General features: G+C 72.7%; 31 protein-coding genes. 10 read left to right on the top strand and 21 right to left on the bottom strand.

Features of this window, described 5'->3' with window-relative positions; genetic code table 11:
- Positions 1–198: 198 nt before the first annotated feature.
- The 8 genes from ACFWYM_RS26685 to ACFWYM_RS26650 are packed head-to-tail and all read left to right on the top strand — an operon-like array spanning position 199 to position 8,215.
- Positions 199–1,179, top strand: coding sequence for an ADP-ribosylglycohydrolase family protein (locus ACFWYM_RS26685; protein WP_384842259.1), 981 nt, complete (start codon positions 199–201; stop codon positions 1,177–1,179).
- Positions 1,176–2,375, top strand: a complete 1,200-nt coding sequence (locus ACFWYM_RS26680; protein ID WP_384842256.1) for an ADP-ribosylglycohydrolase family protein — start codon at positions 1,176–1,178, stop codon at positions 2,373–2,375. The genes ACFWYM_RS26685 and ACFWYM_RS26680 overlap by 4 nt, the downstream gene beginning before the upstream one ends.
- Complete coding sequence (locus tag ACFWYM_RS26675; protein WP_384842253.1) at positions 2,359–3,516, top strand: ADP-ribosylglycohydrolase family protein; 1,158 nt, start codon at positions 2,359–2,361, stop codon at positions 3,514–3,516. Before ACFWYM_RS26680 ends, ACFWYM_RS26675 begins: the two co-directional genes overlap by 17 nt.
- Complete coding sequence (locus ACFWYM_RS26670) at positions 3,513–5,057, top strand: ADP-ribosylglycohydrolase family protein (RefSeq protein WP_384842250.1); 1,545 nt, start codon at positions 3,513–3,515, stop codon at positions 5,055–5,057. The genes ACFWYM_RS26675 and ACFWYM_RS26670 overlap by 4 nt, the downstream gene beginning before the upstream one ends.
- Positions 5,054–6,043, top strand: coding sequence for a ribokinase (gene rbsK / locus ACFWYM_RS26665; RefSeq protein WP_384842247.1), 990 nt, complete (start codon positions 5,054–5,056; stop codon positions 6,041–6,043). Before ACFWYM_RS26670 ends, rbsK begins: the two co-directional genes overlap by 4 nt.
- Positions 6,040–7,251, top strand: coding sequence for a CaiB/BaiF CoA transferase family protein (locus ACFWYM_RS26660; protein ID WP_384842244.1), 1,212 nt, complete (start codon positions 6,040–6,042; stop codon positions 7,249–7,251). Before rbsK ends, ACFWYM_RS26660 begins: the two co-directional genes overlap by 4 nt.
- A complete protein-coding gene (locus tag ACFWYM_RS26655; RefSeq protein WP_384842241.1) occupies positions 7,248–7,379 on the top strand; it encodes a hypothetical protein in 132 nt (43 codons plus the stop codon). The genes ACFWYM_RS26660 and ACFWYM_RS26655 overlap by 4 nt, the downstream gene beginning before the upstream one ends.
- Positions 7,376–8,215, top strand: coding sequence for an HpcH/HpaI aldolase/citrate lyase family protein (locus ACFWYM_RS26650; RefSeq protein WP_384842238.1), 840 nt, complete (start codon positions 7,376–7,378; stop codon positions 8,213–8,215). Before ACFWYM_RS26655 ends, ACFWYM_RS26650 begins: the two co-directional genes overlap by 4 nt.
- A 69-nt stretch (positions 8,216–8,284) precedes the next feature.
- On the opposite strand, the gene lgt is transcribed toward ACFWYM_RS26650, so the two are convergent.
- The 11 genes from lgt to hisI form a co-directional block, all read right to left on the bottom strand.
- Entirely contained in the window at positions 8,285–9,256 is a 972-nt protein-coding gene (lgt, locus tag ACFWYM_RS26645) for a prolipoprotein diacylglyceryl transferase (protein ID WP_384842234.1), read from the bottom strand.
- A gap of 89 nt (positions 9,257–9,345) precedes the next feature.
- Positions 9,346–10,137 carry a DsbA family protein gene (locus ACFWYM_RS26640; RefSeq protein ID WP_384842231.1) on the bottom strand — a complete coding sequence of 264 codons (792 nt, stop codon included), beginning with the start codon at positions 10,135–10,137 and terminating at the stop codon, positions 9,346–9,348.
- Positions 10,138–10,226: 89 nt separating this feature from the next.
- A complete protein-coding gene (gene trpA / locus ACFWYM_RS26635; RefSeq protein ID WP_384842228.1) occupies positions 10,227–11,039 on the bottom strand; it encodes a tryptophan synthase subunit alpha in 813 nt (270 codons plus the stop codon).
- Positions 11,036–12,283, bottom strand: a complete 1,248-nt coding sequence (gene trpB / locus ACFWYM_RS26630) for a tryptophan synthase subunit beta (RefSeq protein WP_384842225.1) — start codon at positions 12,281–12,283, stop codon at positions 11,036–11,038. The genes trpA and trpB overlap by 4 nt, the downstream gene beginning before the upstream one ends.
- A 108-nt stretch (positions 12,284–12,391) precedes the next feature.
- Complete coding sequence (gene trpM / locus ACFWYM_RS26625) at positions 12,392–12,580, bottom strand: tryptophan biosynthesis modulator TrpM (RefSeq protein WP_384842223.1); 189 nt, start codon at positions 12,578–12,580, stop codon at positions 12,392–12,394.
- Between the two features lie 7 nt (positions 12,581–12,587).
- The gene (trpC, locus tag ACFWYM_RS26620) at positions 12,588–13,397 is read right to left on the bottom strand and encodes an indole-3-glycerol phosphate synthase TrpC (protein WP_384842220.1); all 810 of its coding nucleotides are present in this window, start codon (positions 13,395–13,397) and stop codon (positions 12,588–12,590) included.
- 183 nt (positions 13,398–13,580) lie between these two features.
- On the bottom strand, positions 13,581–14,015 hold the full coding sequence (locus ACFWYM_RS26615) for a DUF2752 domain-containing protein (RefSeq protein WP_384842289.1): 435 nt from the start codon (positions 14,013–14,015) through the stop codon (positions 13,581–13,583).
- Positions 14,016–14,228: 213 nt separating this feature from the next.
- Complete coding sequence (locus tag ACFWYM_RS26610) at positions 14,229–14,447, bottom strand: HGxxPAAW family protein (RefSeq protein WP_384842217.1); 219 nt, start codon at positions 14,445–14,447, stop codon at positions 14,229–14,231.
- 162 nt (positions 14,448–14,609) lie between these two features.
- Positions 14,610–15,251: a TIGR02234 family membrane protein gene (locus tag ACFWYM_RS26605; protein ID WP_384842215.1), complete on the bottom strand. Its 642-nt coding sequence runs from the start codon at positions 15,249–15,251 to the stop codon at positions 14,610–14,612.
- Positions 15,252–15,258: 7 nt separating this feature from the next.
- Positions 15,259–16,761, bottom strand: a complete 1,503-nt coding sequence (locus ACFWYM_RS26600) for an anthranilate synthase component I (protein ID WP_384842212.1) — start codon at positions 16,759–16,761, stop codon at positions 15,259–15,261.
- A gap of 74 nt (positions 16,762–16,835) precedes the next feature.
- A complete protein-coding gene (gene hisI / locus ACFWYM_RS26595) occupies positions 16,836–17,222 on the bottom strand; it encodes a phosphoribosyl-AMP cyclohydrolase (protein WP_384842209.1) in 387 nt (128 codons plus the stop codon).
- A 131-nt stretch (positions 17,223–17,353) separates the two neighbouring features.
- Between hisI and ACFWYM_RS26590 the strand changes: the two genes are divergently transcribed.
- Positions 17,354–17,989 (top strand): TIGR03085 family metal-binding protein, encoded by a 636-nt coding sequence (locus tag ACFWYM_RS26590; RefSeq protein WP_384842206.1) that lies wholly within the window; start codon positions 17,354–17,356, stop codon positions 17,987–17,989.
- A gap of 39 nt (positions 17,990–18,028) precedes the next feature.
- On the top strand, positions 18,029–18,424 hold the full coding sequence (locus tag ACFWYM_RS26585) for a VOC family protein (RefSeq protein WP_384842203.1): 396 nt from the start codon (positions 18,029–18,031) through the stop codon (positions 18,422–18,424).
- On the opposite strand, the gene ACFWYM_RS26580 is transcribed toward ACFWYM_RS26585, so the two are convergent.
- The 10 genes from ACFWYM_RS26580 to hisD all read right to left on the bottom strand — a co-directional run bounded on the left by ACFWYM_RS26580 (position 18,421) and on the right by hisD (position 26,119).
- Positions 18,421–19,689 carry an MFS transporter gene (locus tag ACFWYM_RS26580; protein ID WP_384842200.1) on the bottom strand — a complete coding sequence of 423 codons (1,269 nt, stop codon included), beginning with the start codon at positions 19,687–19,689 and terminating at the stop codon, positions 18,421–18,423. The two genes, ACFWYM_RS26585 and ACFWYM_RS26580, sit on opposite strands and share 4 nt — an antisense overlap.
- A 1-nt stretch (position 19,690) precedes the next feature.
- Positions 19,691–20,278 (bottom strand): ArsR/SmtB family transcription factor, encoded by a 588-nt coding sequence (locus ACFWYM_RS26575; protein ID WP_384842197.1) that lies wholly within the window; start codon positions 20,276–20,278, stop codon positions 19,691–19,693.
- A gap of 126 nt (positions 20,279–20,404) precedes the next feature.
- Positions 20,405–21,160 (bottom strand): imidazole glycerol phosphate synthase subunit HisF, encoded by a 756-nt coding sequence (gene hisF / locus ACFWYM_RS26570; protein ID WP_384842194.1) that lies wholly within the window; start codon positions 21,158–21,160, stop codon positions 20,405–20,407.
- Positions 21,157–21,555 (bottom strand): RidA family protein, encoded by a 399-nt coding sequence (locus ACFWYM_RS26565; protein ID WP_384842191.1) that lies wholly within the window; start codon positions 21,553–21,555, stop codon positions 21,157–21,159. The genes hisF and ACFWYM_RS26565 overlap by 4 nt, the downstream gene beginning before the upstream one ends.
- A complete protein-coding gene (priA, locus tag ACFWYM_RS26560) occupies positions 21,552–22,280 on the bottom strand; it encodes a bifunctional 1-(5-phosphoribosyl)-5-((5-phosphoribosylamino)methylideneamino)imidazole-4-carboxamide isomerase/phosphoribosylanthranilate isomerase PriA (protein ID WP_384842188.1) in 729 nt (242 codons plus the stop codon). Before priA ends, ACFWYM_RS26565 begins: the two co-directional genes overlap by 4 nt.
- The gene (hisH, locus tag ACFWYM_RS26555; RefSeq protein ID WP_384842185.1) at positions 22,280–22,918 is read right to left on the bottom strand and encodes an imidazole glycerol phosphate synthase subunit HisH; all 639 of its coding nucleotides are present in this window, start codon (positions 22,916–22,918) and stop codon (positions 22,280–22,282) included. Before hisH ends, priA begins: the two co-directional genes overlap by 1 nt.
- A gap of 11 nt (positions 22,919–22,929) precedes the next feature.
- Entirely contained in the window at positions 22,930–23,094 is a 165-nt protein-coding gene (locus ACFWYM_RS26550) for a hypothetical protein (RefSeq protein WP_062781233.1), read from the bottom strand.
- 3 nt (positions 23,095–23,097) lie between these two features.
- On the bottom strand, positions 23,098–23,691 hold the full coding sequence (gene hisB / locus ACFWYM_RS26545; protein ID WP_384842181.1) for an imidazoleglycerol-phosphate dehydratase HisB: 594 nt from the start codon (positions 23,689–23,691) through the stop codon (positions 23,098–23,100).
- Positions 23,688–24,809, bottom strand: coding sequence for a histidinol-phosphate transaminase (locus ACFWYM_RS26540; RefSeq protein WP_384842178.1), 1,122 nt, complete (start codon positions 24,807–24,809; stop codon positions 23,688–23,690). Before ACFWYM_RS26540 ends, hisB begins: the two co-directional genes overlap by 4 nt.
- A complete protein-coding gene (hisD, locus tag ACFWYM_RS26535) occupies positions 24,785–26,119 on the bottom strand; it encodes a histidinol dehydrogenase (protein WP_384842175.1) in 1,335 nt (444 codons plus the stop codon). Before hisD ends, ACFWYM_RS26540 begins: the two co-directional genes overlap by 25 nt.
- Between the last annotated feature and the right edge of the window lie 266 nt (positions 26,120–26,385).

Here is a 26,385-nt window from a genome sequence, read left to right as displayed (position 1 = left end):
CGACCTCGAAAGTACGCGCGAAAAATCGCTCTCGCCAGCAAGGAAGGCCGTACTTACCTGCGTGAACACGGCATCGAAGGGGTGACGCGAAGGCCCGCTGTGCAGCGATGACGGCCCCCGCGTGGCAGAGATCCAGGCATGACGGGTGCAGCAACGGGTGCAGCAACGGGTGCAACAGACGTGATGGGTGCGGCGGCTGTGACAGACGGGGTCGGCCTCCTTGACCGGGCCCGGGGCGCGCTGCTCGGCCTGGCCGTGGGCGACGCGCTCGGGGCGCCCGCGGAGAACATGAAGCCGTCCGAGATCCGCCGCCGCTGGGGCCGCATCACGGGATACGTGACCGAGTCGCCGTCCGGCACGGACGACACCGAGTACGCGATCTTCTCGGGCCTGCTCCTGGCCCGCCACGGCTCGGCCCTGACGGTCTCTCATGTCGAGACGGCCTGGCACCGCTGGATCGCCGACCTGGACGAGGGGCCGTTCCGCGGCGCGGGCTTCAGCGAGCGCGGCACCCTGGAGAACCTCCGCCGCGGCCTCGCCGCCCCCATCTCGGCCCAGCACCGGCACGCGTGGAGCGACGGTCTCGCGATGCGCGCGGCCCCCTTCGGGGTGTTCGCCGCGGGCCGCCCCGCCGAGGCGGCCCGACTGGTCGCGATCGACGGCACGGTCAGCCACGACGGCGAGGGCATCTACGGCGGCCGGGCGGTGGCCGCGGGCGTCGCGGCGGCGATGGCGGGCGCGGGTCCCGCCGGGGTCATCGGAGCGGCCCTGTCGGTCATCCCCATGGACTCCTGGACGGCCCGCTCGCTGCGCCGCGCGGTGGTGGCGGCCCCCGCCGGCGAACGCGCGGTCCGCTCCGCGGTGGTGATCGGCGGCTACCCCTGGACCGACCTGGCCCCCGAGGCGGTCGGCCTCGCCTTCGGCGCGTACGCGGCGGCGCGCGGCGACTTCCGCGAGGCGGTCCTGACAGCGGTCAACATGGGCCGCGACGCGGACACGACGGCGGCGGTGGCGGGCGCGCTCGCGGGCGCGACGAACGGCACCTCGGGCATCCCCCCGACGTGGTCGTCCGCCATCACCCCCGTACGAGGCACGTGCCTCCCCTCGATGAGGGGCTACCACGTCCTGGACATCGCGGAGTTGCTGACCCCGGACGAGGAGGAGGACCACCAGCCATGACATCCGTGGGCAGGCGTTCCGCACGGCAATCCCCACCCGCAGCCGCCAACACACCGAGACCCGGGGCGCCCCACATCGAAGGGCTCCTCCTGGGCCTCGCGGCGGGCGACGCCGCCGGGTGGCCCGCCACCCGGCACAGAGCCGCCAGACTCCCCGAGTGGACCCGCCGCCTCACCCGCGAGCTCGACACCTTCGCCGAGCAGAACGCCACCACCACCCTCCCCGTCCCCATCGCCCTCAACCAGCCCCCCGAACCCCTCCGCCTGGGCCCCTCCGACGACGCCGAGTGGGCGGCGTTCACCGCCCACTCGCTGCTCCGCGCAGCGAACGGAACCCACCCCGTCCGCACGGCCATCGACCACTCCTGGCACACCCTCGCGAACCAGGTGGCCGCCGCAGCGTCCCGCGCCCCGGAGGTCGAGTCCGCCGTCCTCCCCCTTCGCGCCCGCATCTCCGTGCACGCCGGCATCGGCAACCTCGCCGCCGGCCTGCGCCCACCCGCCACCGGCCACGACAACCCCCACTACTTCGACGACGCCGCCTGCGTACGGGCCTGCGTGCTCGCCCTCGTGCACCCCGGCGCCCCCGAACAGGCCGCGCGGCTCGCCGAGTTCGACGCCCGCTACACCCAGGACGGCGACGGCGTGCACGGCGCCCGCGCCATGGCCGCCGCCGTCGCGGCCGCACTCGGCGGCGCCGACGTCGACACCGCCGTGGACGCCGCCCTCGCCCAGCTCCCCGGCCACACGGAGATCGGCCGCAACGCCCGGCACGCCGTCAAGCTCGCCCGCGCCCAGGCTCCGGGTGACGGCACCTTCGCCCTCGTACCGCTCCTGGAGCACGAGATCGTCGACCACGTCTACAGCTACGGCATCGCCGCCGCCGAGACCGTCCCGGTCGCCCTCGCCCTCGCCACCGCCGCCCGCGGCCACCTGCGCGAGGCCGTCCCCGCGGCCGCCTGCCTGTCCCGCGTGGCCGACTCCGCGCCCGCCCTCGCCGGGGCCCTGACCGGCGCACTCGGCACCGCCACCGCCGTCCCCGACAGCTGGCGCGAGGCGTGCCGCACCCTCTCCGGCTGCGTCCTGCCCCGCTTCACCGGCACCGACCTGGTGGAACTCGCCGCACGCCTCGCAGACGCGACACGCACGGAACTGGCCGCCCTGGATGGACAATCCGGACATGACGCCATCACCTAGCACCCTCTCCCTGGCGGACCGCATCACCCACAGCCTGGTCGGCGCCGCGGTCGGCGACGCACTCGGCGGCCCCGTCGAGGGCTACTCCCCCGACCAGATCGTCGAGCGCCACGGGGGCCGTGTGCACGGCATCGTCGGCCCCTGGAACGGTGACCGCTGGCGCACCGCCCGGCCCATCGCCCCGTACCACAAGGGCGACGGGCACGTCACCGACGACACCTTGATGACGCACGCGCTCATCCGCGTCTACGCCGCCGTGGGCGACCACTTGGACGCGTACGCGATCGCCGACCACCTCGTCCCCGACCTCCTCACCACCCCCCGCTGGATCCCCGAACTCGAAGCCGAGGCGCTCCCGCTGCAGCGGATCTTCCTCGCCGAGAAGTGGCTCGTCGCCCGCCTCCACTACGGCCACGTGGACCCGCGCGAGGCGGGCAACGGCAACATCGTGAACTGCGGCGCGGCGATGTACATGGCCCCCGTCGGCCTGGTCAACGCGGCGAACCCCACGGCGGCGTACGCGGAGGCCCTCGACATCGCGGGCGCGCACCAGTCCTCGTACGGAAGGGAGGCGGCGGGGGTCTTCGCCGCGGCGGTGGCGGCGGCCTGCGCACCGGGCGCGACCCTGGCCTCCGTCGTCGACACCGCTCTCTCCCTCGCCAAGGACGGCACCCGTGCCGCGATCGAGGCGGTGGCCGAAGTGGCAAGCGGGCACCGGGACTTCGAGTCGGCCCTGACCCCGCTCCGCACGGCGGTGGCCCCCTTCGACACGGTCGGCCCCGACTACCGCACCCCCTCCCTCGGCGCCCGCCGCCCCTCCCGCCTCCACGCCATCGAGGAACTCCCCATCGCGCTCGGCATGCTCCTGGTCGGCGAGGGCGACTACCGCCGCTCGGTCCTCGCCGCCGTCAACTACGGCCGGGACTGCGACTCCATCGCCACGATGGCGGGCGCACTCGCGGGCGCCCTCGGCTCACCGCCCCCGCCCGACTGGTCCAAGCAGGTGGCCGAGGCCAGCCGCCTGGACCTGCACGCACCGGCGCGCACCCTGACGGAGGTCACGCAGGAGATCTTCGCCCGTGACACATCCCGACGACGCGCCCACGAGCGGGCGTTCACGGCCCTCACGGACCCCCGATGACACACCTCCGCCTCACCTGGGTCCAGCCGGAGGACCTCATCGGCCACGAACTCCGCCAGGCGGAGGAGGAGGGCAGGGACACCACGGCGGTACGGGCTCGCTGGCTGAGGGCAGGCGGCCACCTGGCCCCGCCGCGGGCGGGCGCATCCCCCACACCACCAGCGCCTCACCTACGAGCTCTGGCGGAGCAACTCCTGGACGAACTCGCAGACCAGTCGCCACCGTTGTGGGCAGGCGTTCCGCACGGCGAATGGAGTCTCCCCCGCTCGAGCGAAGCCGAGAGCTTGGGGAAGGGTGGGCACAACCACAGTGCAACATCGCCGCTGGGTGAGAGTCCGCAAAGAGCGGGGTCCAGGGGCAGAGCCCTGCCCGCGGCGAAGCCGCTGTCGGATGCAGCGGGAAGGGGCGGGCCAGGGGCATCCCAACCCACCCACCACACCCGCCTCCACGCAGCCTGGCTCGGCAGAGCCACCGGCTGCCTCCTCGGCAAACCAGTGGAGAAGCTCCCCCTCCACGGCATCCGCCAACTCGCCCGAGCAACCGGCAACTGGCCCCTGACCACGTACTTCACCGAACACGGCGTACCCGCAGACCTCAAAGCCACCTACCCCTGGAACAAGCGCTCAGCCCCCACCTCCCTCGCCGAGAACATCAACGGCATGCCGGAGGACGACGACCTCAACTACCCCCTCCTGGGCCTCCTCCTGCTCCAGCGCCACACCCACGACTTCACCACCACGGACGTGGCGAGACTCTGGCTCGACGAGCTCCCGGCCGCCCGCACCTTCACCGCGGAACGCATCGCCTACCGCAACCTCCTCCACGGCATCGAACCCCCGCACACCGCCCGCCACCACAACCCCTTCCGCGAGTGGATCGGCGCCCTCATCCGGGCCGATGTGCACGGCTGGACGAACCCCGGCGACCCCACGGCGGCGGCCGACGCGGCCCGGCGCGACGCGGCGCTCTCGCACACGGACAACGGCGTGTACGGCGCGATGTTCGCGGCGGCCACGATCGCGACGGCGGCGTCCGGCACCGCGGACGTCCACCAGTGCCTCCGCTCGGGCCTGACCGTCGTACCGGACGACTCCCGCCTCGCCCGCGCCGTCCGCCACGGCATTCGACTCGCCCACACCACACGGGACTTCGACGACGTCGTGGACGGCCTCCACGCGGCCTACGGCACCTACCACTGGGTGCACGTCGTCCCCAACGCCGCCCTGCTCGCCGCCGCCCTCACCCACGCCGACGGCGACTTCACCGGCACCATCACCCGCGCGGTCTCCGGCGGCTGGGACACCGACTCGAACGGCGCGACGGCCGGTTCGGTCGCGGGCCTGCTCGCGGGCCACCCGGACGCGCTCCCCGACCACTGGACGGCCCCGCTCGACAATCGACTCGCCACGTCCGTCGGTGACTTCAACGGCATCGGCTTCGACGCCCTCGCAGACCTCACCGCCACCCTCACCGCCCCTCTCGCCACCACGCCCACCGCCAAGCCCACCGCCCAGCCCACCCGGGAGAACAGCGCCTCATGACACCCTCACCGCCCCCCGTCCCCCACATCGCCGTGCTCGGCAGCACGAACATGGACCTCGTCGCCTACGTCGCCCGGGCGCCCGAGCGCGGTGAGACCGTGACAGGTCGCGAGTTCCGTACGCTCCCCGGCGGCAAGGGCGCCAACCAGGCCGTCGCCGCGGCCCGCGCGGGCGCCACCGTCTCGATGATCGGCGCGGTCGGCGACGACGCCCACGGGGCCGGGCTCCGGGCCGCCCTCGACCAGTCGGGCGTCGAGACGGACTCGCTGCGCACCACCACCGACGCCCCCACCGGCACCGCCCACATCGTGGTCGACGACGAGGGCGGCAACGCGATCGTCGTCATCCCCGGCGCCAACGGCACCGTCACCGCGCTCGCCCCCGGCGACGAGGGCCTGATCGCCGCGGCGGGCACGCTGCTGCTCCAGCTGGAGATCCCCGTCGAGGGGGTCCTCGCCGCCGCCGAGGCCGCCCGCAGGCACGGCGTGCGCACCGTCCTCACCCCCTCCCCCGCACAGCCCCTGCCGCCCGAACTCCTCGCCGCCGTCGACCTGTTGGTGCCCAACGAGCACGAGGCCGCCGCGCTCACCGGCATCACCGAGCCGCGCGCCGCCGCCCAGGCGCTGCTCTCCCAGGTCCCCGAGGTCGTGATCACCCTGGGCGCGCGCGGCAGCCTGTACGCGGCGCGCGGCGCGGAGCCGGTCGTCGTCGCGGCGCCGCAGGTGACCGCCGTCGACTCGACCGGGGCGGGCGACACCTTCGTGGGCACGCTCGCCGTGGCGCTCGGCGAGGGCCGCCCGGTCGCGGAGGCGCTCGCCTGGGCCTCGACGGCCGCCTCGCTCTCGGTACGGAGAGCGGGGGCATCCACGTCGATGCCGTACCGGGCGGAGATCGATGCGGAGCACGACAGGTCGACCACCGCGCAGGACGGGACGACCACCGCGAGCGATGCGGCCGCCACCGGCGCGGCGGGCCCGGCCTCATGACCACCCCGCTCGCCACCCCCCATGCCGCCCCCCTCACCGGCCTGCGCGTCCTCGACCTGGCCACCCTCTTCGCTGGCCCCCTCGCCGCCACGATGCTCGGCGACTTCGGCGCGGAGGTCATCAAGGTCGAGCACCCGCGGCGGCCCGACCCCTCGCGCGGGCACGGCCCGTCGAAGGACGGCGTCGGGCTCTGGTGGAAGCTCCTCGGCCGCAACAAGCGCACGATGACCCTCGACCTGTCCACGCGCGGCGGCCGCGCGACCCTGCTGCGCCTGGCCGCCACCGCCGATGTCGTCATCGAGAACTTCCGCCCCGGCACCCTGGAGAAATGGGACCTCGGCTGGCCCGAACTCAGCGCGGTCAACCCGGAGTTGGTGCTCACCCGCGTCACCGGCTTCGGCCAGTTCGGCCCGTACGCGCACCGCCCCGGCTTCGGCACCCTCGCCGAGGCGATGAGCGGCTTCGCCGCGATCACCGGGGAGCCGGAGGCGCCGCCGACGCTGCCGCCCTTCGGCCTCGCCGACTCGATCGCGGGCCTGGCGACGGCGTTCGCGGTGCTGACGGCGCTCGCCGCCCGCGACCGCACGGGCCGGGGCCAGGTCGTCGACATGGCGATCATCGAGCCGATCCTCACGGTCCTCGGCCCGCAGCCCCTCTGGTACGACCAGCTGGGCCTGGTCCAGGCCCGCACCGGCAACCGCTCCGCCAACAACGCGCCCCGCAACACCTACCGCACGGCGGACGACAGCTGGGTCGCCGTCTCCACCTCCGCCCAGTCCGTCGCCGAACGCGTCCTGCGCCTCGTCGGCCGCCCGGACCTGACCGCCGAGCCCTGGTTCACGACGGGCGCGGGACGGGCGGCGCACGCGGACGTCCTGGACGAGGCGGTCGGCGGCTGGATCGCCCGGCACACCCGCGCCGAGGTGATGACGGCCTTCGAGAAGGCGGAGGCGGCGGTCGCCCCCATCCAGGACGTACGGGACGTCATGGCCGACCCCCAGTACGCCGCCCTCGACACGATCACGACCGTCGACGACCCGGAACTCGGCCCGCTGCGCATGCAGAACGTCCTCTTCCGCCTCACCGACACCCCGGGCGCCATCCGCTGGACGGGCCGCCCGCACGGCGCCGACACCGACGAGGTCCTCACCGAACTCGGCCTGACCCGACGGGAGATCACCGCGCTGCGAACGGAGGGCGCCCTGTGAGGAGACTGCCGCCGCCCCGCGCCCGCACCGACACGGCCCGCACGCGCCCCGGCACGGCCGCACGACAGATCGCCGCACGCCCCACGGCGGACGCGGAGAACACACAGGACACGGAGGTCACGCCATGAGACCGCCGCTGACATGGCTGTACGCGCCCGGGGACCGACCCGGCGTGGTGGCGAAGGCCCTCACCGCGGGCGCCGACGTGGTGATCGTCGACCTGGAGGACGCGGTCGCCCCCGACCGCAAGGAGTTCGCCCGCTCCGCCACGGCCGAGCTCCTCGCCGCCCCGGACCCCGCCCCCGTCCCCGTACACGTCCGCGTGAACGCCCTCGACGGCCCGCTCGCCGAGGCCGACCTGCGCGCCCTCGCCCACCTGCCGGGCCTCGCCGGACTCCGGCTGCCCAAGGTGACGTCCCCCGCCGACGTGGTCCGCGTCGCGGAGCGCGCCGCCCCCGCCGAGGGCGGCTGCCCGGCCCTCTACGCCCTGCTCGAATCGGCCCTCGGCATCGAGCACGCCTACGCCGTCGCCACCGCGCACCCCGCCCTGCGCGGCCTCTCGCTCGGCGAGGCCGACCTCCGCGCCGACCTCGGCGTCCGCGACGACGCGGGCCTGCACTGGGCCCGCTCCCGCGTGGTGGTGGCCGCCCGGGCGGCGGGACTGGCACCGCCCGCCCAGTCGGTCTACCCGGACGTCCGCGACCTGCGCGGCCTCGCCACGTCCTGCGCCCGCGGCCGCGCCCTCGGCTTCCTGGGCCGCGCGGCGATCCACCCCCGCCAGCTCCCCGTGATCGAGCGCTCCTACCTGCCGGCCCCGGAGGAGATCGAGACGGCGGAGGAGATCCTCAAGGCGGCGGAGACGGACGAGGGCGCCCTGGCTCTGCCGGACGGCCGGTTCGTGGACAGGGCGGTGGTGGAGGGGGCGCGGCGCACCCTGGAACTGGCGAGAACCCGCGTCCCGTAGGGGACGCGGGTTCTCGTGAGGGGCGCGGGGAACTGCGCGACCAGCCACATCGGACCGGCAGCCGAAGAATCAACCCTTCTTGGCAGACTCCGACGCGGTTTCACTCTCGACGACGTCAGAGTCCTTGGAGTCGGAGCCCTTGGAGTCGGAGTCCTTGGACTCGGAGCCCTTGGACTCGGCGCCCTCCTCGACGGAGTCGGACTCCCCACCGCTCCCCTCGCCGGGAGGCGCAGGCTCGACGATCTCTTCCCGCCCGGGACGGACCCGCGACGAAACCACCAGGTAGACCACGGCCAGCAGGAACACGAGGATCGCGGTCCAGACATTGAGCCGCAGCCCCAGCACATGGTGCGCCTCGTCGACCCGCATGTACTCGATCCAGCCGCGCCCCACGCAGTACGACGCCACGTACAGCGCGAACGCCCGCCCGTGGCCCAGCTTGAAGCGGCGGTCGGCCCAGATGACGAGGAAGCCGACGCCGATGCACCACAGGGACTCGTACAGGAAGGTCGGGTGGTAGGTGCCGGGCACCCGGCCGTCGGACGAGGACGTGATCTTCAGGGCCCACGGCACATCCGTGGCCTTGCCGTACAGCTCCTGGTTGAACCAGTTGCCCCAGCGGCCGATGGCCTGGGCGAAGGCGATGCCGGGGGCGAGGGCGTCGGCCCAGGCGGGCAGCGGGATGCCCCGGCGGCGGCAGCCGATCCACGCGCCGACCGCGCCGAACGCGATCGCGCCCCAGATGCCGAGGCCGCCCTCCCAGATCTTGAAGGCGTCCACCCAGTCACGGCCCTCGCTGAAGTACAGCTGGTAGTCCGTGATCACGTGGTAGAGGCGACCGCCGACGAGGCCGAACGGCACGGCCCAGACCGCGATGTCGGCGACCGTGCCGGGACGGCCACCGCGGGCGATCCACCGCTTGTTGCCGAGCCAGACGGCCACGAAGACGCCGATGATGATGCAGAACGCGTAGCCGCGCAGCGGAATGGGTCCGAGGTTGACCACTCCGTGCGACGGGCTGGGGATATAGGCAAGGTCCATGGCAGGGTCGACGCTACCGTGCCGGGCGGTGGCGACGGCAACCAGCCCGCTTACGGGTCCATAACGGGCGCCGCCCCGCACCCGGCCGGCTACGCCGCCTTGTCCGCCTTCTCGACCATCTCCTTGAGCTTCTGCGGGGTCAGCGGGTTCTTCTCGTCGTTGAAGATGTTTTTCCCGTTGAGCATGACCGTGGGCGTGCCCTGGAACTTGCCGTCCTGGAAAGCCTTGTTGGACTTGGCGACCCAGCTGTCGTGCGTGCCGTCGTCGACGCACTTCTTGAAGGTGTCGGTGACGAGCCCGTCGACCTTGCCCGCGAGCTCGATGAGCTTGCTGTTGCTGCCGTAGGCGTCGTCGGTCTCTTCGGGCTGGTTCTCATAGAGCACGTCGTGGTACGGCGGGAACTTCCCGGCGTCCTGGGCGCAGCCCGCCGCGTTGGCCGCGCGGAGCGAGCCGTCGCCGCCGAGATTCTTGTCGATCAGCGTCGCCAGGTGGTATTCGACCTTCAACTGGCCCTTGTCGGCGAGCTCATGGATGGTCGAGCGGTAGGCGTCCTCGAACTGCTTGCAGGCGGGGCAGCGGAAGTCCTCCCAGATGTCCAGGGTGGACTTGGCGCTCTCCTTGCCCAGCGGGATCGAGAGGCTGTCCTTGCCGTTGGCGCCCTTGGGGACGACCAGTGGGCCCGAGGTGTTGTTGTCCTTCTTGCCGCCCGAGTTCGAGTTGGCGGCGAGGACGCCCGCGACCGCGGCGAGGCCGAGGACGCCGACGACGGCGGAACTGACGATCAGTGCGCGGCGCCGCTTCTCCCGCGACTTCTGCCGCTCTCGCTCGACTGCAAGGCGCTCTCGGGCCGTGCGCTTTCCCTCACGGTTCTTCTCACTCACACCCGCGCCAACGAACCGGGGAGGCACCAGCGTGCCTCCCCGGTCGCAGCTCCACCCGTATGGGCTACCGGCCCCGGGTGCCCGTACGGCTACGCGTTTCGAACACCCCGGGCGAGGTCGGCCGCGAGCTCGCGCACCGCGGTCAGGCCCGCCGTCTCGTCCTCGGCGTCGAGCATGCACTTGACGAAGGCCGAGCCGACGATCACGCCGTCGGCGAAGGCGGCGACCTCGGCGGCCTGCTCGGCGTTGGAGACGCCGAGGCCCACGCAGACCGGCAGGTCCGTGGTGGCGCGGGTGCGCCGCACCAGGTCCGCGGCGGCCGAGCCGACGGAGGCCCGGGTGCCGGTGACGCCCATCAGCGAGGCCGCGTACACGAAGCCCGAACCGACCGCCGTGATCTTCGCGAGCCGCTCGTCCAGGCTGCTGGGGGCGACGACGAAGACCGTGGCGAGGCCGTGCTTCTCGGCGTGCTCGCGCCACAGCGCCGACTCCTGGACCGGCAGGTCGGGCAGGATGCACCCGGCGCCGCCCGCCTCGGCGAGCTCGGCGGTGAAGCGCTCCACGCCGTAGCGGTCGATGGGGTTCCAGTACGTCATGATCAGGACCGGCTTGCCGGTGGCCTCGTGGGCCTCCCGCACCGTCCGCATGACGTCCTTGATCTTGACGCCGCCCTTGAGCGCGATGTCGTCGGCGGTCTGGATGACGGGGCCGTCCAGGACCGGATCGCTGTAGGGCAGGCCGACCTCGACGATGTCGGCGCCGCCGTCGAAGGCGGCCTTGATCGCGTCGATGCCGCCGTCGACCGTGGGGAAGCCGGCGGGCAGATACGCGATGAGGGCGGAGCGGCCCTCGGCCCTGACGGCCGCGAGGGTGTCGCTCAACAGCCGGATGTTCCCGCTCACTTGGACTCCCCCTGCGCCTCGTTGTCGTACAGCCCGAAGTAGCGCGCGGCCGTGTCCATGTCCTTGTCGCCGCGGCCGGACAGGTTGACGATCATCAGCCCGTCCGGGCCCAGCTCCTGGCCGATCCGCAGCGCGCCCGCGAGCGCGTGCGCGCTCTCGATCGCGGGGATGATGCCCTCGGCCTGCGAGAGCAGGCGCAGCGCCTGCATCGCCTCGTCGTCGGTGACCGGGATGTACTGGGCGCGGCCGGTGTCCTTCAGATACGCGTGCTCGGCGCCGATGCCCGGGTAGTCGAGCCCGGCCGAGATCGAGTACGGCTCGATGATCTGGCCTTCCTCGTCCTGGATGACGTACGAGCGCGAACCGTGCAGGATGCCGGGGTCGCCCGCGGTCAGCGTGGCCGCGTGCTCGCCGCTGTCGACGCCGTGCCCGCCGGCCTCGCAGCCGACCAGGCGGACGTCGACGTCGTCGAGGAAGCCGTGGAAGAGGCCGATCGCGTTGGATCCGCCGCCCACGCAGGCGAGCGCCGCGTCCGGAAGGCGGCCGGTGCGCTCCAGGATCTGGCGGCGGGCCTCGACGCCGATCACGCGCTGGAAGTCGCGCACCATCGCCGGGAACGGGTGCGGGCCCGCGGCCGTGCCGAAGAGGTAGTGGGTGTCCTCGACGTTGGCGACCCAGGCGCGGAACGCCTCGTTCACCGCGTCCTTGAGGGTGCGGGAGCCGGAGGTGACGGGGATGACCTCGGCGCCGAGCATCCGCATGCGGGCGACGTTGAGAGCCTGGCGCTCGGTGTCGATCTCGCCCATATAGATGGTGCATTCGAGGCCGAACAGGGCGCAGGCGGTGGCCGTGGCGACGCCGTGCTGGCCGGCCCCGGTCTCGGCGATGACCTTGGGCTTGCCCATGCGCTTGGTGAGCAGGGCCTGGCCGAGCACGTTGTTGATCTTGTGCGAGCCGGTGTGGTTGAGGTCCTCGCGCTTGAGGAAGACCCGGCCGCCGCCCGCGTGCCGGGCGAACCGCGGCACTTCGGTGAGGGCGCTGGGCCGGCCGGTGTAGTTGGCGAGGAGCTCGCTCAGCTCACGGGCGAACTCGGGGTCCGCCTTCGCCTTGTCGAACTCGACGGCGACCTCGTCCACCGCGGCGACGAGCGCCTCCGGGATGAACTTGCCGCCGAAGGCGCCGAAGTACCCTTCGGCGCTGGGGACTTGACCCTCCGGGTCAGGGATGAAGAACTCGCTGGGCATGCGGAAACCTCGCTAGGAGTGGAGTTGATGGCTCTCTGGCTCTCGCGGGTGTGTCCGAGCGCCGCTGCCGGTCGGACGTGCTGTCCTGCGCTCCTTGCGGGGCGCTCCTCAGCTCGGACGGCGCTCGGGGCGCCGTCGCCATCGCATCCCCGGGATCTGGCCCGGCTCCGCCCCGATGTGGTACCGCACCCGCCTGCCCCGCACACGTCGCGCGGGCGCCCGGCAGCCGCGGGGGCGGCAGCCGGGAGCGAGGCGCGCGTACGGATCGCGCGCGGCGACGTGGCGGACGGAGGACATCTGCGGGTCAGCTCCTGCCGTGCCGCAGGGCGGGGTGCTCGCCCGCGGCGACCAGGTCCGAGACGGCCGTCTTCGGGTCGCGGCCGGTCACCAGGGACTCGCCGACCAGGACCGCGTCGGCGCCCGCGTTGGCGTACGCGATGAGGTCGTGCGGGCCGCGCACCCCGGACTCGGCGATCTTCACGACGCTGTCCGGGAGTTCGGGAGCGACGCGCTCGAAGGTGGAGCGGTCGACCTTCAGCGTCTTGAGGTCGCGGGCGTTGACGCCGATGACCCGGGCCCCGGCGTCGATCGCGCGCTCGGCCTCGTCCTCGTCGTGCACCTCGACGATCGGCGTGAGGCCGATCGACTCGGCGCGCTCGATGAGGGAGACCAGGGCGGGCTGCTCCAGGGCCGCCACGATCAGCAGGGCGAGGTCGGCGCCGTAGGCCCGGGCCTCCCAGAGCTGGTACGCGGTGACGATGAAGTCCTTGCGCAGGATCGGCACGTCGACGCGGGCGCGGACCGCCTCGAGGTCCGCGAGCGAGCCGCCGAAGCGGTGCTTCTCGGTGAGGACGGAGATGACGGCGGCGCCGCCCGCCTCGTAGTCCGCGGCCAGGCCCGCGGGGTCGGCGATCGCGGCGAGCGCCCCCTTGGACGGGCTGGAGCGCTTGACCTCGCAGATGACCTTGACGCCGTCGCCCCGCAGCGCGGCGGCGCCGTCCTTCGCCTCGGGAGCCTTGGCCACACGCTCCTTGAGCTCTTCGAGGCTGACGAGCGCCTGCCGCTCCGCGAGGTCGGCACGGACTCCGTCGATGATCTCGTCGAGCACGCTCACGCGAGCGGCCCCCTTCCTGACGGCTGAAAACTGACGTTCAAGCTGGGTACAAGCTGTTCTCGGATCGCCCACATCGGGCACTCCGATGGTCACTGCGATGATATCCACAGGCGGGCGAAGGCCCCGCATCCGGTTGACGCCGATCCCACGTCCTGGACTCCATCACAGCGCACAGCCGCGGAATCACGGGTGCAGCCAGGCTCCGACCGGCAGATTCCTGACAACGGTGAAGCCCGCGATCAGGACCCCTACCACCCAGACGTGTGCCGAACCGAACTCGATCCGCAGCTTCCTGCCACGTGCGGCGGAGACCGCCCACAGCAGCCATACCACGGCGAACACGAGGTAGCCGACCACCGCGAGCGCATTGGCGCCGAGGGCCGTCGTGAAATCGCCGCGGATGAAGGCGTGCGCGCTGCGCAGGCCGCCGCAGCCGGGGCAGTAGAGGCCGGTGTACTGCAGGAGCGGGCAGACGGGGTAGTGCCCCGGCTCGTTCGGGTCGACCGCGCCCACATAGGCGAAGGCGGCACCGACGGAGCCGAGCAGCGCGACGGGCACGAGCAGCCGACGCGCGGCCGAGCCTGGTGGCGCGGACGGCGCAAGCTGCGCGGGCGGCACCGGCGGCGTGGGGGGCTGCCGCGACGACGGCGGTGGTGACAACTCGCCGGACAGCTCCGTGGATTCGGCGTTCACCCGAGCATTCTCCCCCGCCGTCCGCGCGGGCGCCCGGCGGGACAGCGCACGGGAGGCGGCCGGGAACGCGCGGGAGGCGGCCCGGACCGTGTCCTGGCCGCCTCCGCGTCCGTACGAGGGCCGGTGTGCGCCCGCCGCTCAGACCTCGGTCTGCGTGACCGGGTGCGCGTGCGGCTTCTGGCCCAGACCGGCGACCTTCATGGCACCGCCGACGACGGCTCCGGCGGCGATGAGGGCCATGCCCGCCCAGAAGCCGACCGGCTTGGCCATCACCATGAAGGCACCCGCGACGCAGAAACCGATGAAGGCGATGATGCTTCCGGTCCACGCGGCCGGGGTGTGTCCGTGGCCTGCCATGACTTGCTCCTCGTGTGCTCTGTGCGTGGGTGGTGGATGGGTCCGCCCACCGCGAGTCGGACGCTCGCTCACATTGTCCCGCACGCGCACGCCAGGCGTGAGCGCGGGGTGCGGGACACGCGCGTCGGGTCGGACCCTGGGGCCCGACCCGTCGGACAGGACCTAGCGCGTCGGGTCCTCGCCGCGGTCCAGGGCCTTCCACAGCTCCTCGGGGCGCTCCGGGTCCACGGGGCGGCTCGCCCTGCGGGGGGCGGGGGCGCCGCCGCGCTCGTAGCGGCCGGACATGGCGGGCCAGCTGCCGCCGCGGGTGAGGGCGAGGATCCCGGCGATCAGGAGCAGCAGCCCGGCGGCGGCCGCGGCGTACGGCCAGCCGGTGTGGGTGAGCTCGCCGATCCGGGCGGCGGCGTCGCCGGACGCCTCGGCGGCCTTCTCGTCCAGCGCCTCGGTGTCCTCGACGCCGAGCAGGGCGGCGACGATGATCCCGGCGCCGCTCGCGGCGAGCAGCAGCGAGACCAGGAAGCGGCCGGTGCGGCGCACGGCGAAGACGGCCACGAGAGCGGCGAGGCCCACTATGGCGAGGGCCGCGGGGACGCCGGTGACGTCGCTGCCCTTGGCGGTCAGCGGGAAGTCGCCGCCCGCCACGGACGCGGTGCCGTGCGCCCACGCCTGGCGGGATGCGAGCAGCGCCAGGGCCGCGCCGACGGCTCCGAGAAGGAGGGCCGCGGCGAGGCTGCGCCGGCCGCCGCCCCTCGCCCGGGCGGCGGAGGCGGTCTCGGTACGGGGCTGCGGAACTGCTGAAGTCACCCGTCCACTATCCCTTATGGGCGGATGCCGCGTGCAGCCGGTTGGCCGTGTGGATGGCGCGCAGCACGGCGGCGGCCTTGTTGCGGCACTCGTTGTCCTCGGCCACCGGGTCGGAGTCGGCGACGACACCGGCCCCGGCCTGCACATACGCGGTGCCGTCGCGCAGGACCGCGGTGCGGATGGCGATGGCGGTGTCGGAGTCGCCGGCGAAGTCGAGGTAGCCGACGGCGCCCCCGTACAGGCCGCGCCGGGACGGCTCCAGCTCGTCGATGATCTGCATCGCGCGCGGCTTGGGGGCGCCGGAGAGGGTGCCCGCGGGGAAGCACGCGGTCAGCACGTCGAAGGCGGTACGGCCCTCGGCCACCCGGCCGGTCACGGTCGACACGATGTGCATGACGTGCGAGTACTTCTCGATGGACATGAAGTCGACGACCTCGACGGAGCCGGGCTCGCAGACCCGCCCCAGGTCGTTGCGGCCGAGGTCGACCAGCATGAGGTGCTCGGCGCGCTCCTTGGGGTCGGCGAGCAGCTCCTCGGCGAGGGCCTGGTCCTCCTGCGGCGTCGCGCCGCGGTGCCGGGTCCCGGCGATGGGGTGCACCATCGCGCCGCCGTCCTCGACCTTGACGAGGGCCTCGGGCGAGGAGCCGACGACGTCGAAGCCGTCGAGGCGGAGCAGGTACATGTACGGCGAGGGGTTGGTGGCCCGCAGCACCCGGTAGACGTCCAGGGCACTGGCCGTGCAGCGGGTCTCGAAGCGCTGCGAGGGCACGACCTGGAACGCCTCGCCCGCGCGGATGCGCTCCTTGATGTCCTCGACGGCGACCTGGTACTCCGGGCCGCCCCACTTGGTGCTGAACTCGGGCAGCTCGGAGGGCGGCAGCGCGGCCGGGGCGGCGGGGACGGCGCGGGAGAGGTCGGCCTCCATCGCGTCGAGGCGGGCGACGGCGTCGGCGTACGCCTCGTCGACGCCGGTCTCCAGGTCGTTGTGGTTGATCGCGTTGGCGATCAGCATGACCGAGCCGTCCCAGTGGTCGAGCACGGCGAGGTCCGAGGTGAGCAGCATGGTCAGCTCGGGCAGCCGGAGCTCGTCGTGCTCGCCGGGGCCGATGTCCTCGAGGCGGCGCACGATGTCGTAGCCGAGGTAGCCGACCATGCCGCCGGTGAAGGGCGGCAGGTCGTGGGCGAGGTCTTGCGGGGTGTGCAGGGTCTCCACGGTGGCGCGCAGCGTGGCGAGCGGGTCGCCGGTGGTGGGCACGCCGACGGGCGGGGTGCCGAGCCAGTGGGTCTCGCCGTCACGGGAGGTGAGGGTCGCGGCGCTGCGCACGCCGACGAACGAGTACCGGGACCAGGAGCGCCCGTTCTCGGCCGATTCCAGGAGGAAGGTGCCGGGACGCTCGGCGGCCAGCTTCCGGTACAGGCCGACCGGGGTGTCCCCGTCCGCGAGGAGCTTGCGGCTGACGGGAATCACGCGTCGGTCGGACGCCAGCTTGCGGAAGGTCTCGAGATCCATGGTGAGAGCTTACGGGCGCAGGGCCGCCGGACAGCCGGGCGTCTCAGGGACTGGGTCACCTCTCGGGGACCGGGTCAACTCCCCGACGGCGCCGAGACGCTGAGCCGGTCGGTGTCGAAGCAGGTGCGGGTGCCGGTGTGGCAGGCGGCGCCGACCTGGTCGACCTGGACGAGGACGGTGTCGGCGTCGCAGTCGAGGGCGACCGACTTCACGTACTGGAAGTGGCCCGAGGTGTCGCCCTTGACCCAGTACTCCTGGCGACTGCGGGACCAGTAGGTGCAGCGGCCGGTGGTGAGGGTGCGGTGCAGCGCCTCGTCGTCCATCCAGCCCAGCATCAGCACCTCACCGGTGTCGTACTGCTGGGCGATGGCGGGGACGAGCCCGTCGGCGCTGCGCTTGAGGCGGGCGGCGATGGCGGGGTCGAGGCTGCTGGGAGGGGGCGTACTGCTCATGCCTGCCATTGTGCCGGGCCGCGCGGGGGTGCCTGCGCGGACGTCCACTGATTGAGCAGGGGCGGCGCGGAGCGCCTCGTTGAGGGGCGGTGGCCGGGAGACGGGTGGGCGGACCGGCTACTCGGTCGTAGGCTTGCCGCATGTCGACCCATGCCAAGCGTGAACGGCTTCTGCTCGCCGACCTCCTGGAGGCGCAGGGCCCGGACTCCCCCACCCTGTGCGGGGGCTGGAACACCCGCGATCTGGCGGCCCATGTGGTGGTGCGCGAGCGGCGTGCGGATGCCGCGGGCGGCATCCTCATCAAGCAGCTGGCGCAGCGCCTGGAGAGGGTGCAGGCGGAGTTCGCCGAGAAGCCGTACGAGGAGCTGATCCAGCTCATCAGGACCGGTCCGCCCCGCTTCTCGCCCTTCTCCCTGAAGCAGATCGACGAGGCGGCCAACGCCGTCGAGTTCTATGTGCACACGGAGGACGTGCGCCGCGCGCAGCCCGACTGGACGCCGCGCGAGCTCGACCCGGTCTTCCAGGACGCGCTGTGGGCGCGCCTGGAGCGGATGGCGCGGATGATGGGCCGCAAGTCGCCGACGGGCCTGGTGCTGCGCCGCCCGGACGGCCGGACGGTGGTGGCCCACAAGGGCGCGCCGGTGGTGACGGTGACCGGGGAGCCGAACGAGCTGCTCATGTTCGCGTACGGGCGGCAGGAGACCGCCGACGTCGAGCTGGAGGGCGACAAGGAAGCGATCGCCCGGGTGCGGGACACCAAGCAGCTCGGCATCTGAGTCCACCGGATCCGGGGGGCGCACGCAGGGAGCACTCTCATGATCAAGCTCGCCATGGCCGGGGTGTACGTCGACGACGTGGCGCGGGCCCACGCGTTCTACACGGACGTGCTGGGCTTCGAGACGCGCACGCACGTCGACATGGGCGGCGGCGCGCCGTTCGTGACGGTGGGCGCGGCCGGGGCGCAGGCGGACATGGAGCTGCTCCTGGAGCCGGGCGACAGCCCGATCGCGGACCCGTACCGCAAGGCTCTGCGCGAGGCGGGCATCCCGAGCGTGGTCTTCTCGGTGGACGACGTGGCGGCCGAGCACGCCCGCCTTACCGGGCTCGGGGTGGCCTTCACGCAGGAGCCGCAGCGGCAGGGCCAGGTGCTCATGGCGGTGCTCGACGACACGGTGGGGAATCTGGTGCAGCTGATGCAGCAGGTCGACTAGGCGTCTTGGCACGGGAGTTCGGCGCGGCGCAGGGCGCGGGAGCAGAGCGCGTACACCCCGCCCGCCGCGCTGAGCGCCGCGCTCGCGACGAAGACGGGGCCGATGCCCCAGGCGCCGATGGCGGCGCCGGTCACGGGGTAGGTGAGAGGGGCGAGGCCGACGGCGATGAGCATGGTCACCGAGGTGACCCGGCCCAGGTAGGCGGGGTCGCAGTGGGTCTGCAGCAGCGCCGCGCACAGGGCGCCGCTCAACCCGGTGCACAGGCCCACGCCGAGACTGCCGAGGGCCGCGAGGGCGACGGAGGGCGCGAAGCCGATCGAGGCGAGCGAGGCGGCGCCCGCCATGAAGCCGTACGACTGCACAGTCCCGGCCCTCGGTATCCGCCCGCGCACGGCGATCAGCAGCGACGCCGAGCCCGCGCCGACCCCGAAGCCCGCGATGATCCACCCCATCCCGGCGGCGCTCCAGCCCCGCTCGTCCACGAGCAGCACCAAGCCGATGTTGGCGGGCCCGGTGAAGCCGAGCTCGGCCACTCCGGCCGTGACCAGGAGCGGGGCGAGGATCTTGTGGCCCCTCATGTACCGCAGCCCGTCGGCCAGTTGGCGCCGGGCCGTGCCCCCGTCCGGCCCCGCCCGGTCGTCGGGCGGCAGCTCCCGCAGGCGTACGGCGAACAGCAGCGGGAGCGAGACGGCGAAGAGCACCCCGGCGACCGCGAACGCGGCCGACGAGCCGCCGACGGCCACCGTGAGGCCGCCCAGCGGGGCTCCGACGACAAGGGCGACGCGCTGCCCGAGCCCGCGCATCCCCTGGACCCGGCCGAGCTGCCCGGGCGAGGTGAGCCGCGGCGGCAGCGCACCGACGCTCGGCACGAACAGGGCGTCGACGGCCCCGAAGACCAGCGCGACGGCTCCGAGCAGCCAGATCCCGGGCGTGCTGACGAAGAGCAGCGCGGCGACCCCGAGGATCACCGCGCACCGCACCGCGTCGCTCCCGATGACCACGCGCCGGGGTCCGAACCGGTCCGCGACCACTCCCCCGCCCAGCATCAGGGCGGCCCGTGGCACGGCCCCCAGGGCGAGCACGAGCCCGGCCTGTCCCGGGCTGCCGCTGCGGGCGGCGGCCCAGGACAGCGCCACGAAGTAGATGCCGTCGCCCATCATCGAGGCGGTGTAGGCGGCGAGCCAGCGCAGGACGTTCCCGTCGCGGTGGGCGGGGCGTTCGGCGACGGCGACGGCGACGGGCGTACGTATGCCGGTGGCGGTCATGTCACAGTTCCCGGAACGGGAACGCCTGCAGATACACCGCCACGTTCTCGCGCCCCTCGGTGTCACCGGCCGCTTCGGCGGCCTTGGCCCGCTCCTCGTACGACCGGATCAGGGCGTGCAACTCCTCCTGCAGCGAGGTCAGTTCGCCGGGAGTGAGCCGGGCCAGGAAGTCGGAGTTGTCGGCGGCGGACCGCCACTCGGGGCTCCAGGCCGCGCTCTGGTCGACCCAGGCGTGGAAGAGAGCGCCGTGCCGCTCGTGGAGTGTGCGCACCACTGCCTTGTACGCGGCGACTTCCTCGGGGGCGTCGTCGAAGTCCTCGTAACGGAAGGACAGCCGGTCCTGCGCGGGCTGCCACCAGCGCTCGCGGCCGTCCCCTCGCTGCGCCTGCGGGGCCTCCTCGATCAGTCCGTGCTCGGCCAGCTTGCGCAGGTGGTAACTGACCAGTGAGACGGCCTCGTCCACCTGGTCGGCGAGCTGGGACGCGGTGGCGGTTCCGGCCACCTTCAAGGTGCCGTACAGCTTCAGGCGCAAGGGGTGACCGAACGCCTTGAGCGTGGCGACATCGGTGACACGGCGAGATTCCGTCATGCCTCGACGGTAGACAGGAAGGGAAAGTTGCGCAATATATCTTGCGCAACTTTCCCTTCGTATCCGGCCGAGCAAAAGCCCCGGCCACCTCCACAGGCGACCGGGGCTCTACCAGAGCGCAGAGACTCAGCGCACGGGATGTCCCGCCTCGCGCAGCGTCTGCTTCACCTCGCCGATCCGCAGATCCCCGAAGTGGAAGACCGACGCCGCGAGCACCGCGTCCGCGCCCGCCGCGACCGCGGGCGGGAAGTGGTCGAGCCGGCCCGCGCCGCCGGACGCGATGACCGGCACCGTGACGTGCTTGCGTACGGCCTCGATCATCTCGATGTCGTAGCCGTCCTTCGTGCCGTCCGCGTCCATCGAGTTGAGCAGGATCTCGCCCGCGCCCAGCTCGGCGGCCCGGTGGGCCCATTCGACGGCGTCGATGCCCGCGGACCGACGCCCGCCGTGCGTCGTCACCTCGAACGAACCCGACTCCGTGCGGCGCGCGTCCACCGACAGGACCAGGACCTGGCGGCCGAAGCGCTCGGCGATCTCGCGGATCAGCTCGGGACGGGCGATCGCGGCCGTGTTGACCCCGACCTTGTCCGCGCCCGCGCGCAGCAGCTTGTCGACGTCGTCGGCGGTGCGCACACCGCCGCCGACCGTGAGCGGGATGAAGACCTGCTCGGCGGTGCGGCGCACCACGTCGTACGTGGTCTCGCGGTTGCCGGAGGACGCGGTGATGTCGAGGAAGGTCAGCTCGTCGGCGCCCTCCGCGTCGTACACCTTGGCCATCTCGACGGGGTCGCCCGCGTCGCGCAGGTTCTGGAAGTTGACGCCCTTGACGACCCGGCCGTTGTCGACGTCCAGGCAGGGGATGACTCGTACGGCGAGGGTCATGACTCCGGGGTTCCTCTGAATGCTTCGAGTTCCACTTCGACCAGGATGCGCGGGTCGACGAAGCCGGAGACGACGGCCATGGTCGTCACGGGCCGGACGCCGCCGAAGACCTCTTTGTGGGCCCGGCCGACCTCGTCGACGTCCCGCGCATGGGTCAGGAGCAGCCGGGTGCGGATCACGGACTCGGCGCCGAGCCCGAACTGCCCGATCGCGTCGAGGGCGTTGGCGAAGGCGACGCGTGCCTGCTCATAGGGGTCGCCCTCGCCGTACAGGACGTCGCCCTTGAAGGACGTCGTCCCGCCGACCACCACCCGGTCGCCCGCCGCGACGGCGCGCGCGAAGCCGTACGCGTCCTCCCAGGGACTGCCGCTCTGCACCCGCAGTACGTCACTCATGACGACACCGCCTCCAGGGCCTCTTCCAGCGTGAACGCCTTCGCGTACAGCGCCTTGCCGACGATGGAGCCCTCGACGCCCAGCGGCACGAGCTCCGCGATGGCGCGCAGGTCGTCGAGCGAGGACACGCCGCCGGAGGCGACCACGGGCCGGTCCGTCGCCGCGCAGACGTTCTTCAGGAGCTCCAGGTTGGGGCCCTGCAGCGTGCCGTCCTTGGCGATGTCGGTGACCACGTAGCGGGCGCAGCCCTCGGCGTTCAGGCGCTCCAGGGTCTCGTAGAGGTCGCCGCCGTCGCGGGTCCAGCCGCGGCCGCGCAGCGTGGTGCCCCGTACGTCCAGGCCCACCGCGATCTTGTCGCCGTGCTCGGCGATGACCTTGGCGACCCACTCGGGGGTCTCCAGGGCGGCGGTGCCGAGGTTGACGCGGGTGCAGCCGGTGGCCAGGGCGGCGGCGAGCGTGGCGTCGTCGCGGATGCCGCCGGACAGCTCCACCTTGATGTCCATGGCCTCGGTGACCTCGCGGACCAGGGCGCGGTTGTCGCCGGTACCGAAGGCCGCGTCGAGGTCGACCAGGTGCAGCCACTCGGCGCCCGAGCGCTGCCAGGAGAGGGCCGCCTCAAGCGGCGAGCCGTAGGAGGTCTCACTGCCGGACTCGCCGTGCACGAGGCGGACGGCCTGGCCGTCGCGGACGTCGACGGCGGGCAGGAGTTCGAGCTTCGAAGGCATCACAGGGTTCCGATCCAGTTCTTGAGCAGCTGAGCTCCGGCGTCGCCGGACTTCTCGGGGTGGAACTGGGTGGCCCACAGCGCGCCGTTCTCCACGGCGGCCACGAAGGGCTCGCCGTGCGTCGACCAGGTCACCTTCGGGGCGCGGAAGTTGGGGTTGCCGACCTCGAAGTCCCAGTGGTGCACCGCGTAGGAGTGCACGAAGTAGTAGCGGGCGTCGGCGTCGAGGCCCGCGAAGAGCCGGGAGTCCTCGGGCGCCTCGACGGTGTTCCAGCCCATGTGCGGCACGATGTCGGCCTTCAGGGGCTCGACGGTGCCCGGCCACTCGTCCAGGCCCTCGGCCTCGACGCCGTGCTCGATGCCGCGCGCGAAGAGGATCTGCATGCCGACGCAGATGCCCATGACGGGGCGCCCGCCGGCGAGACGGCGGCCCACGACCCAGTCGCCGCGCGCCTCCTTCAGGCCCTTCATGCACGCCTCGAAGGCGCCGACGCCGGGGACGAGCAGCCCGTCGGCGTTCATGGCCCTGTCGTAGTCGCGGGTGATCTCGACGTCGGCGCCCGCGCGGGCGAGGGCGCGCTCGGCGGAACGGACGTTCCCGAAGCCGTAGTCGAAGACGACAACTTTCTTGTCAGTCATGGCAGTTCAGGTCAATTCCAGTAGTCGAGCCGCAGGATCCCCGCGGCCAGGCACATGACGGCGCCGATGGAGAGCAGCGTGATCAGGCTCTTGGGCATCCCCTGCTTGACGAAGGAGATGACGCCGCCGATCAGGAAGAGGCCGACGACGATGAGGATGGTGTTGAGGCCGGTCATCGCTTACAGCGCGCCCTTCGTGGACGGAAGGATGCCCGCCGCGCGCGGGTCGCGCTCCGAGGCGTAGCGCAGCGCGCGGGCCAGGGCCTTGAACTGGCACTCCACGATGTGGTGGGCGTTGCGCCCGTACGGCACGTGCACGTGCAGCGCGATCTGCGCCTGCGCGACGAAGGACTCCAGGATGTGCCGGGTCATCGTCGTGTCGTACGCGCCGATCATCGGCGCCATGTTCTCGGGCTCGGTGTGCACCAGGTACGGGCGGCCGCTGAGGTCCACCGTCACCTGGGCGAGCGACTCGTCGAGAGGCACCGTGCAGTTGCCGAAGCGGTAGATGCCGACCTTGTCGCCGAGGGCCTGCTTGAAGGCGGCGCCGAGGGCGAGGGCGGTGTCCTCGATCGTGTGGTGGCTGTCGATGTGCAGGTCGCCCTCGGTCTTGACCGTGAGGTCGAAGAGGCCGTGGCGGCCGAGCTGGTCGAGCATGTGGTCGTAGAAGCCGACCCCGGTCGACACGTCGACCTGTCCGGTGCCGTCGAGGTCGATCTCGACGACGACGGAGGTCTCCTTGGTGGTGCGTTCCACTCTTCCTACGCGGCTCATGCGCCGAACTCCTTCTTCACTTCGCGGGCCGCGTCCAGGAACGCGTCGTTCTCTTCGGGGGTGCCTACGGTCACCCGCAGCCGCCCGGGCACTCCGTTGTCACGGATCAGGACGCCGCGGTCGAGGATGAACTGCCAGACGGCATGCGGGTCTTCGAAGACGCCGAACTGGATGAAGTTGGCGTCGGCGACGGTCACCTCGAAACCGAGGTCCGTCAACTCCGCGACCACACGGTCGCGTTCGGCCTTCAGCTGCTCGACGTACTGGAGCAGCGTGTCGGTGTACTCCAGGGCGGCGAGCGCCGTGGCCTGGTTCACGGCCGACAAGTGGTAGGGCAGGCGCACCAGTTGGACCGCGTCGACCACGGCCGGGTCGGCGGCGAGGTAGCCGAGCCGGAGCCCGGCGGCGCCGAACGCCTTGGACATGGTGCGCGAGATCACCAGGTTCGGGCGGCCCTCGATCAGCGGCAGGAGCGATGCGCCGTGGCTGAACTCGGTGTACGCCTCGTCGACGACGACGATCGCGTCCCGCCCGGCCGCCTCGTACAGCGCGAGGACGTCCTCGCGGGCGACCGCGTTGCCCGTGGGGTTGTTGGGGCTGGTGATGAAGACGACGTGCGGCTTGTGGGTGCGGATCGCCGCCACGGCGGCCGGGACGTCCAGGGAGAAGTCGTCGCGGCGCGGGGTGCTCACCCACCCCGTGTTGGTGCCGCGGGCGAGCAGCGGGTGCATCGAGTACGAGGGCTCGAAGCCGAGCGCCGTGCGACCGGGGCCGCCGAACGCCTGGAGGAGCTGCTGGAGCACCTCGTTCGACCCGTTGGCCGCCCACACCTGCTCGAAGCCGACCTCGAAGCCGGTCGTACGGGTCAGATAGCGGGCCAGCTCGGTGCGGAGCTCGACCGCGTCCCGGTCGGGGTAGCGGTTGAGGTGGCGGGCGGCGTCGGCGACGCGCTCGGCGATCCGCTGCACGAGGGGCTCGGGCAGCGGGTACGGGTTCTCGTTCGTGTTCAGGCGGACGGCGACGTCCAACTGCGGGGCGCCGTAAGGGGACTTGCCGCGCAGCTCGGCGCGTACGGGAAGGTCGTCGATCCGGGTCACTGTGTCTTCGGCACCTTCCATCCGAAGCGCGCCTTGACGGCGGCGCCGTGCGCGGGCAGGTCCTCGGCCTCGGCGAGCGTCACCACGTGGTGGGCGACGTCGGCGAGGGCGTCCTTCGTGTAGTCCACGACGTGGATGCCGCGCAGGAAGGACTGCACGGACAGGCCCGAGGAGTGGCAGGCGCAGCCGCCGGTGGGCAGCACGTGGTTGGAGCCCGCGCAGTAGTCGCCCAGGGAGACCGGGGCCCACGGACCGACGAAGATCGCGCCCGCGTTCTTCACCCGGTCCGCGAGGGCGGCGGCGTCGGCGGTCTGGATCTCCAGGTGCTCCGCGCCGTACGCGTCGACGACCTTCAGGCCCTCTTCGATCCCGTCGACCAGGACGATCGCGGACTGCTGCCCCTTCAGGGCGGGCACGATCCGGTCCTCGATGTGCTTGGTGGCCGCGACCTGCGGCTCCAGCTCCTTCTCGACGGCCTCGGCGAGCGCCGACGAGTCGGTGACCAGGACGGCGGCGGCCAGCGGGTCGTGCTCGGCCTGGCTGATCAGGTCGGAGGCGACGTGCGCCGGGTCGGCGGTGTCGTCGGCGAGGACCGCGATCTCGGTCGGGCCCGCCTCGGTGTCGATGCCGATGCGCCCGGTGAAGTACCGCTTGGCGGCGGCGACCCAGATGTTGCCGGGCCCGGTGACCATGTTGGCCGGGGGGCAGGACTCGGTGCCGTACGCGAACATCGCGACGGCCTGCGCGCCGCCCACCGCGTACACCTCGTCGACGCCGAGCAGGGCGCAGGCGGCGAGGATCGTCGGGTGCGGCAGGCCGCCGAACTCCGCCTGCGGGGGCGAGGCGAGGGCGACCGACTCGACCCCGGCCTCCTGTGCGGGCACCGCGTTCATGATCACGGACGAGGGGTACACGGACCGGCCGCCCGGCGCGTACAGCCCGACGCGCTCGACCGGCACCCACTTCTCGGTGACCGTGCCGCCGGGCACGACCTGTGTGGTGTGCGGGGCGCGGCGCTGGGCGCGGTGGACGGTGCGGGCGCGGCGGATGGACTCCTCCAGGGCCGCGCGCACGGCGGGGTCGAGGGCCGCGAGGGCGTCCTTGAGGGCCTGCTCGGGAACCCGTACGGACCCCAGCCGCACGCCGTCGAACTTCTCCGCGTACTCGATCAGCGCCGCGTCGCCCCGATGATGCACGTCCTCGCAGATGGGCCGGACCTTTTCCAGGGCGGCCGCGACGTCGAAGTCGGCACGGGGCAGCAGAGCGCGAAGGGCGGCACCCGACGGAAAGTCCGTGAGGGAGTCGCTGCGCAGATCGATTCGAGAGATCACAGGCCCAATTCTCTCAGACCCCGGTTTCCGGCCGGACGCCCGTATCACTGGCTGATACGAGCGCCCGCGCCGGCTGATACCCAGCCGACCCGTCCCGTAAGACCGCGTTCACCACTAGCGTTCAGGCCGTCACTGAACGGGCATGAACAGTTGTACGAGGCACGGGCGCGCCCGCGGCAGAGGTACACGCAGGAACGGGGAGGACAACAGCAGTGGTCGACGGCACCACCACGGATCCGTCCATCGGGGACCCGCCCGACGAGCTG

This window comes from Streptomyces sp. NPDC059009 (assembly GCF_042740175.1).
GTDB lineage: Bacteria > Actinomycetota > Actinomycetes > Streptomycetales > Streptomycetaceae > Streptomyces.
Note: the sequence above shows the minus strand (reverse complement) of the source record. Positions and strands in the feature narration are given on the sequence as shown.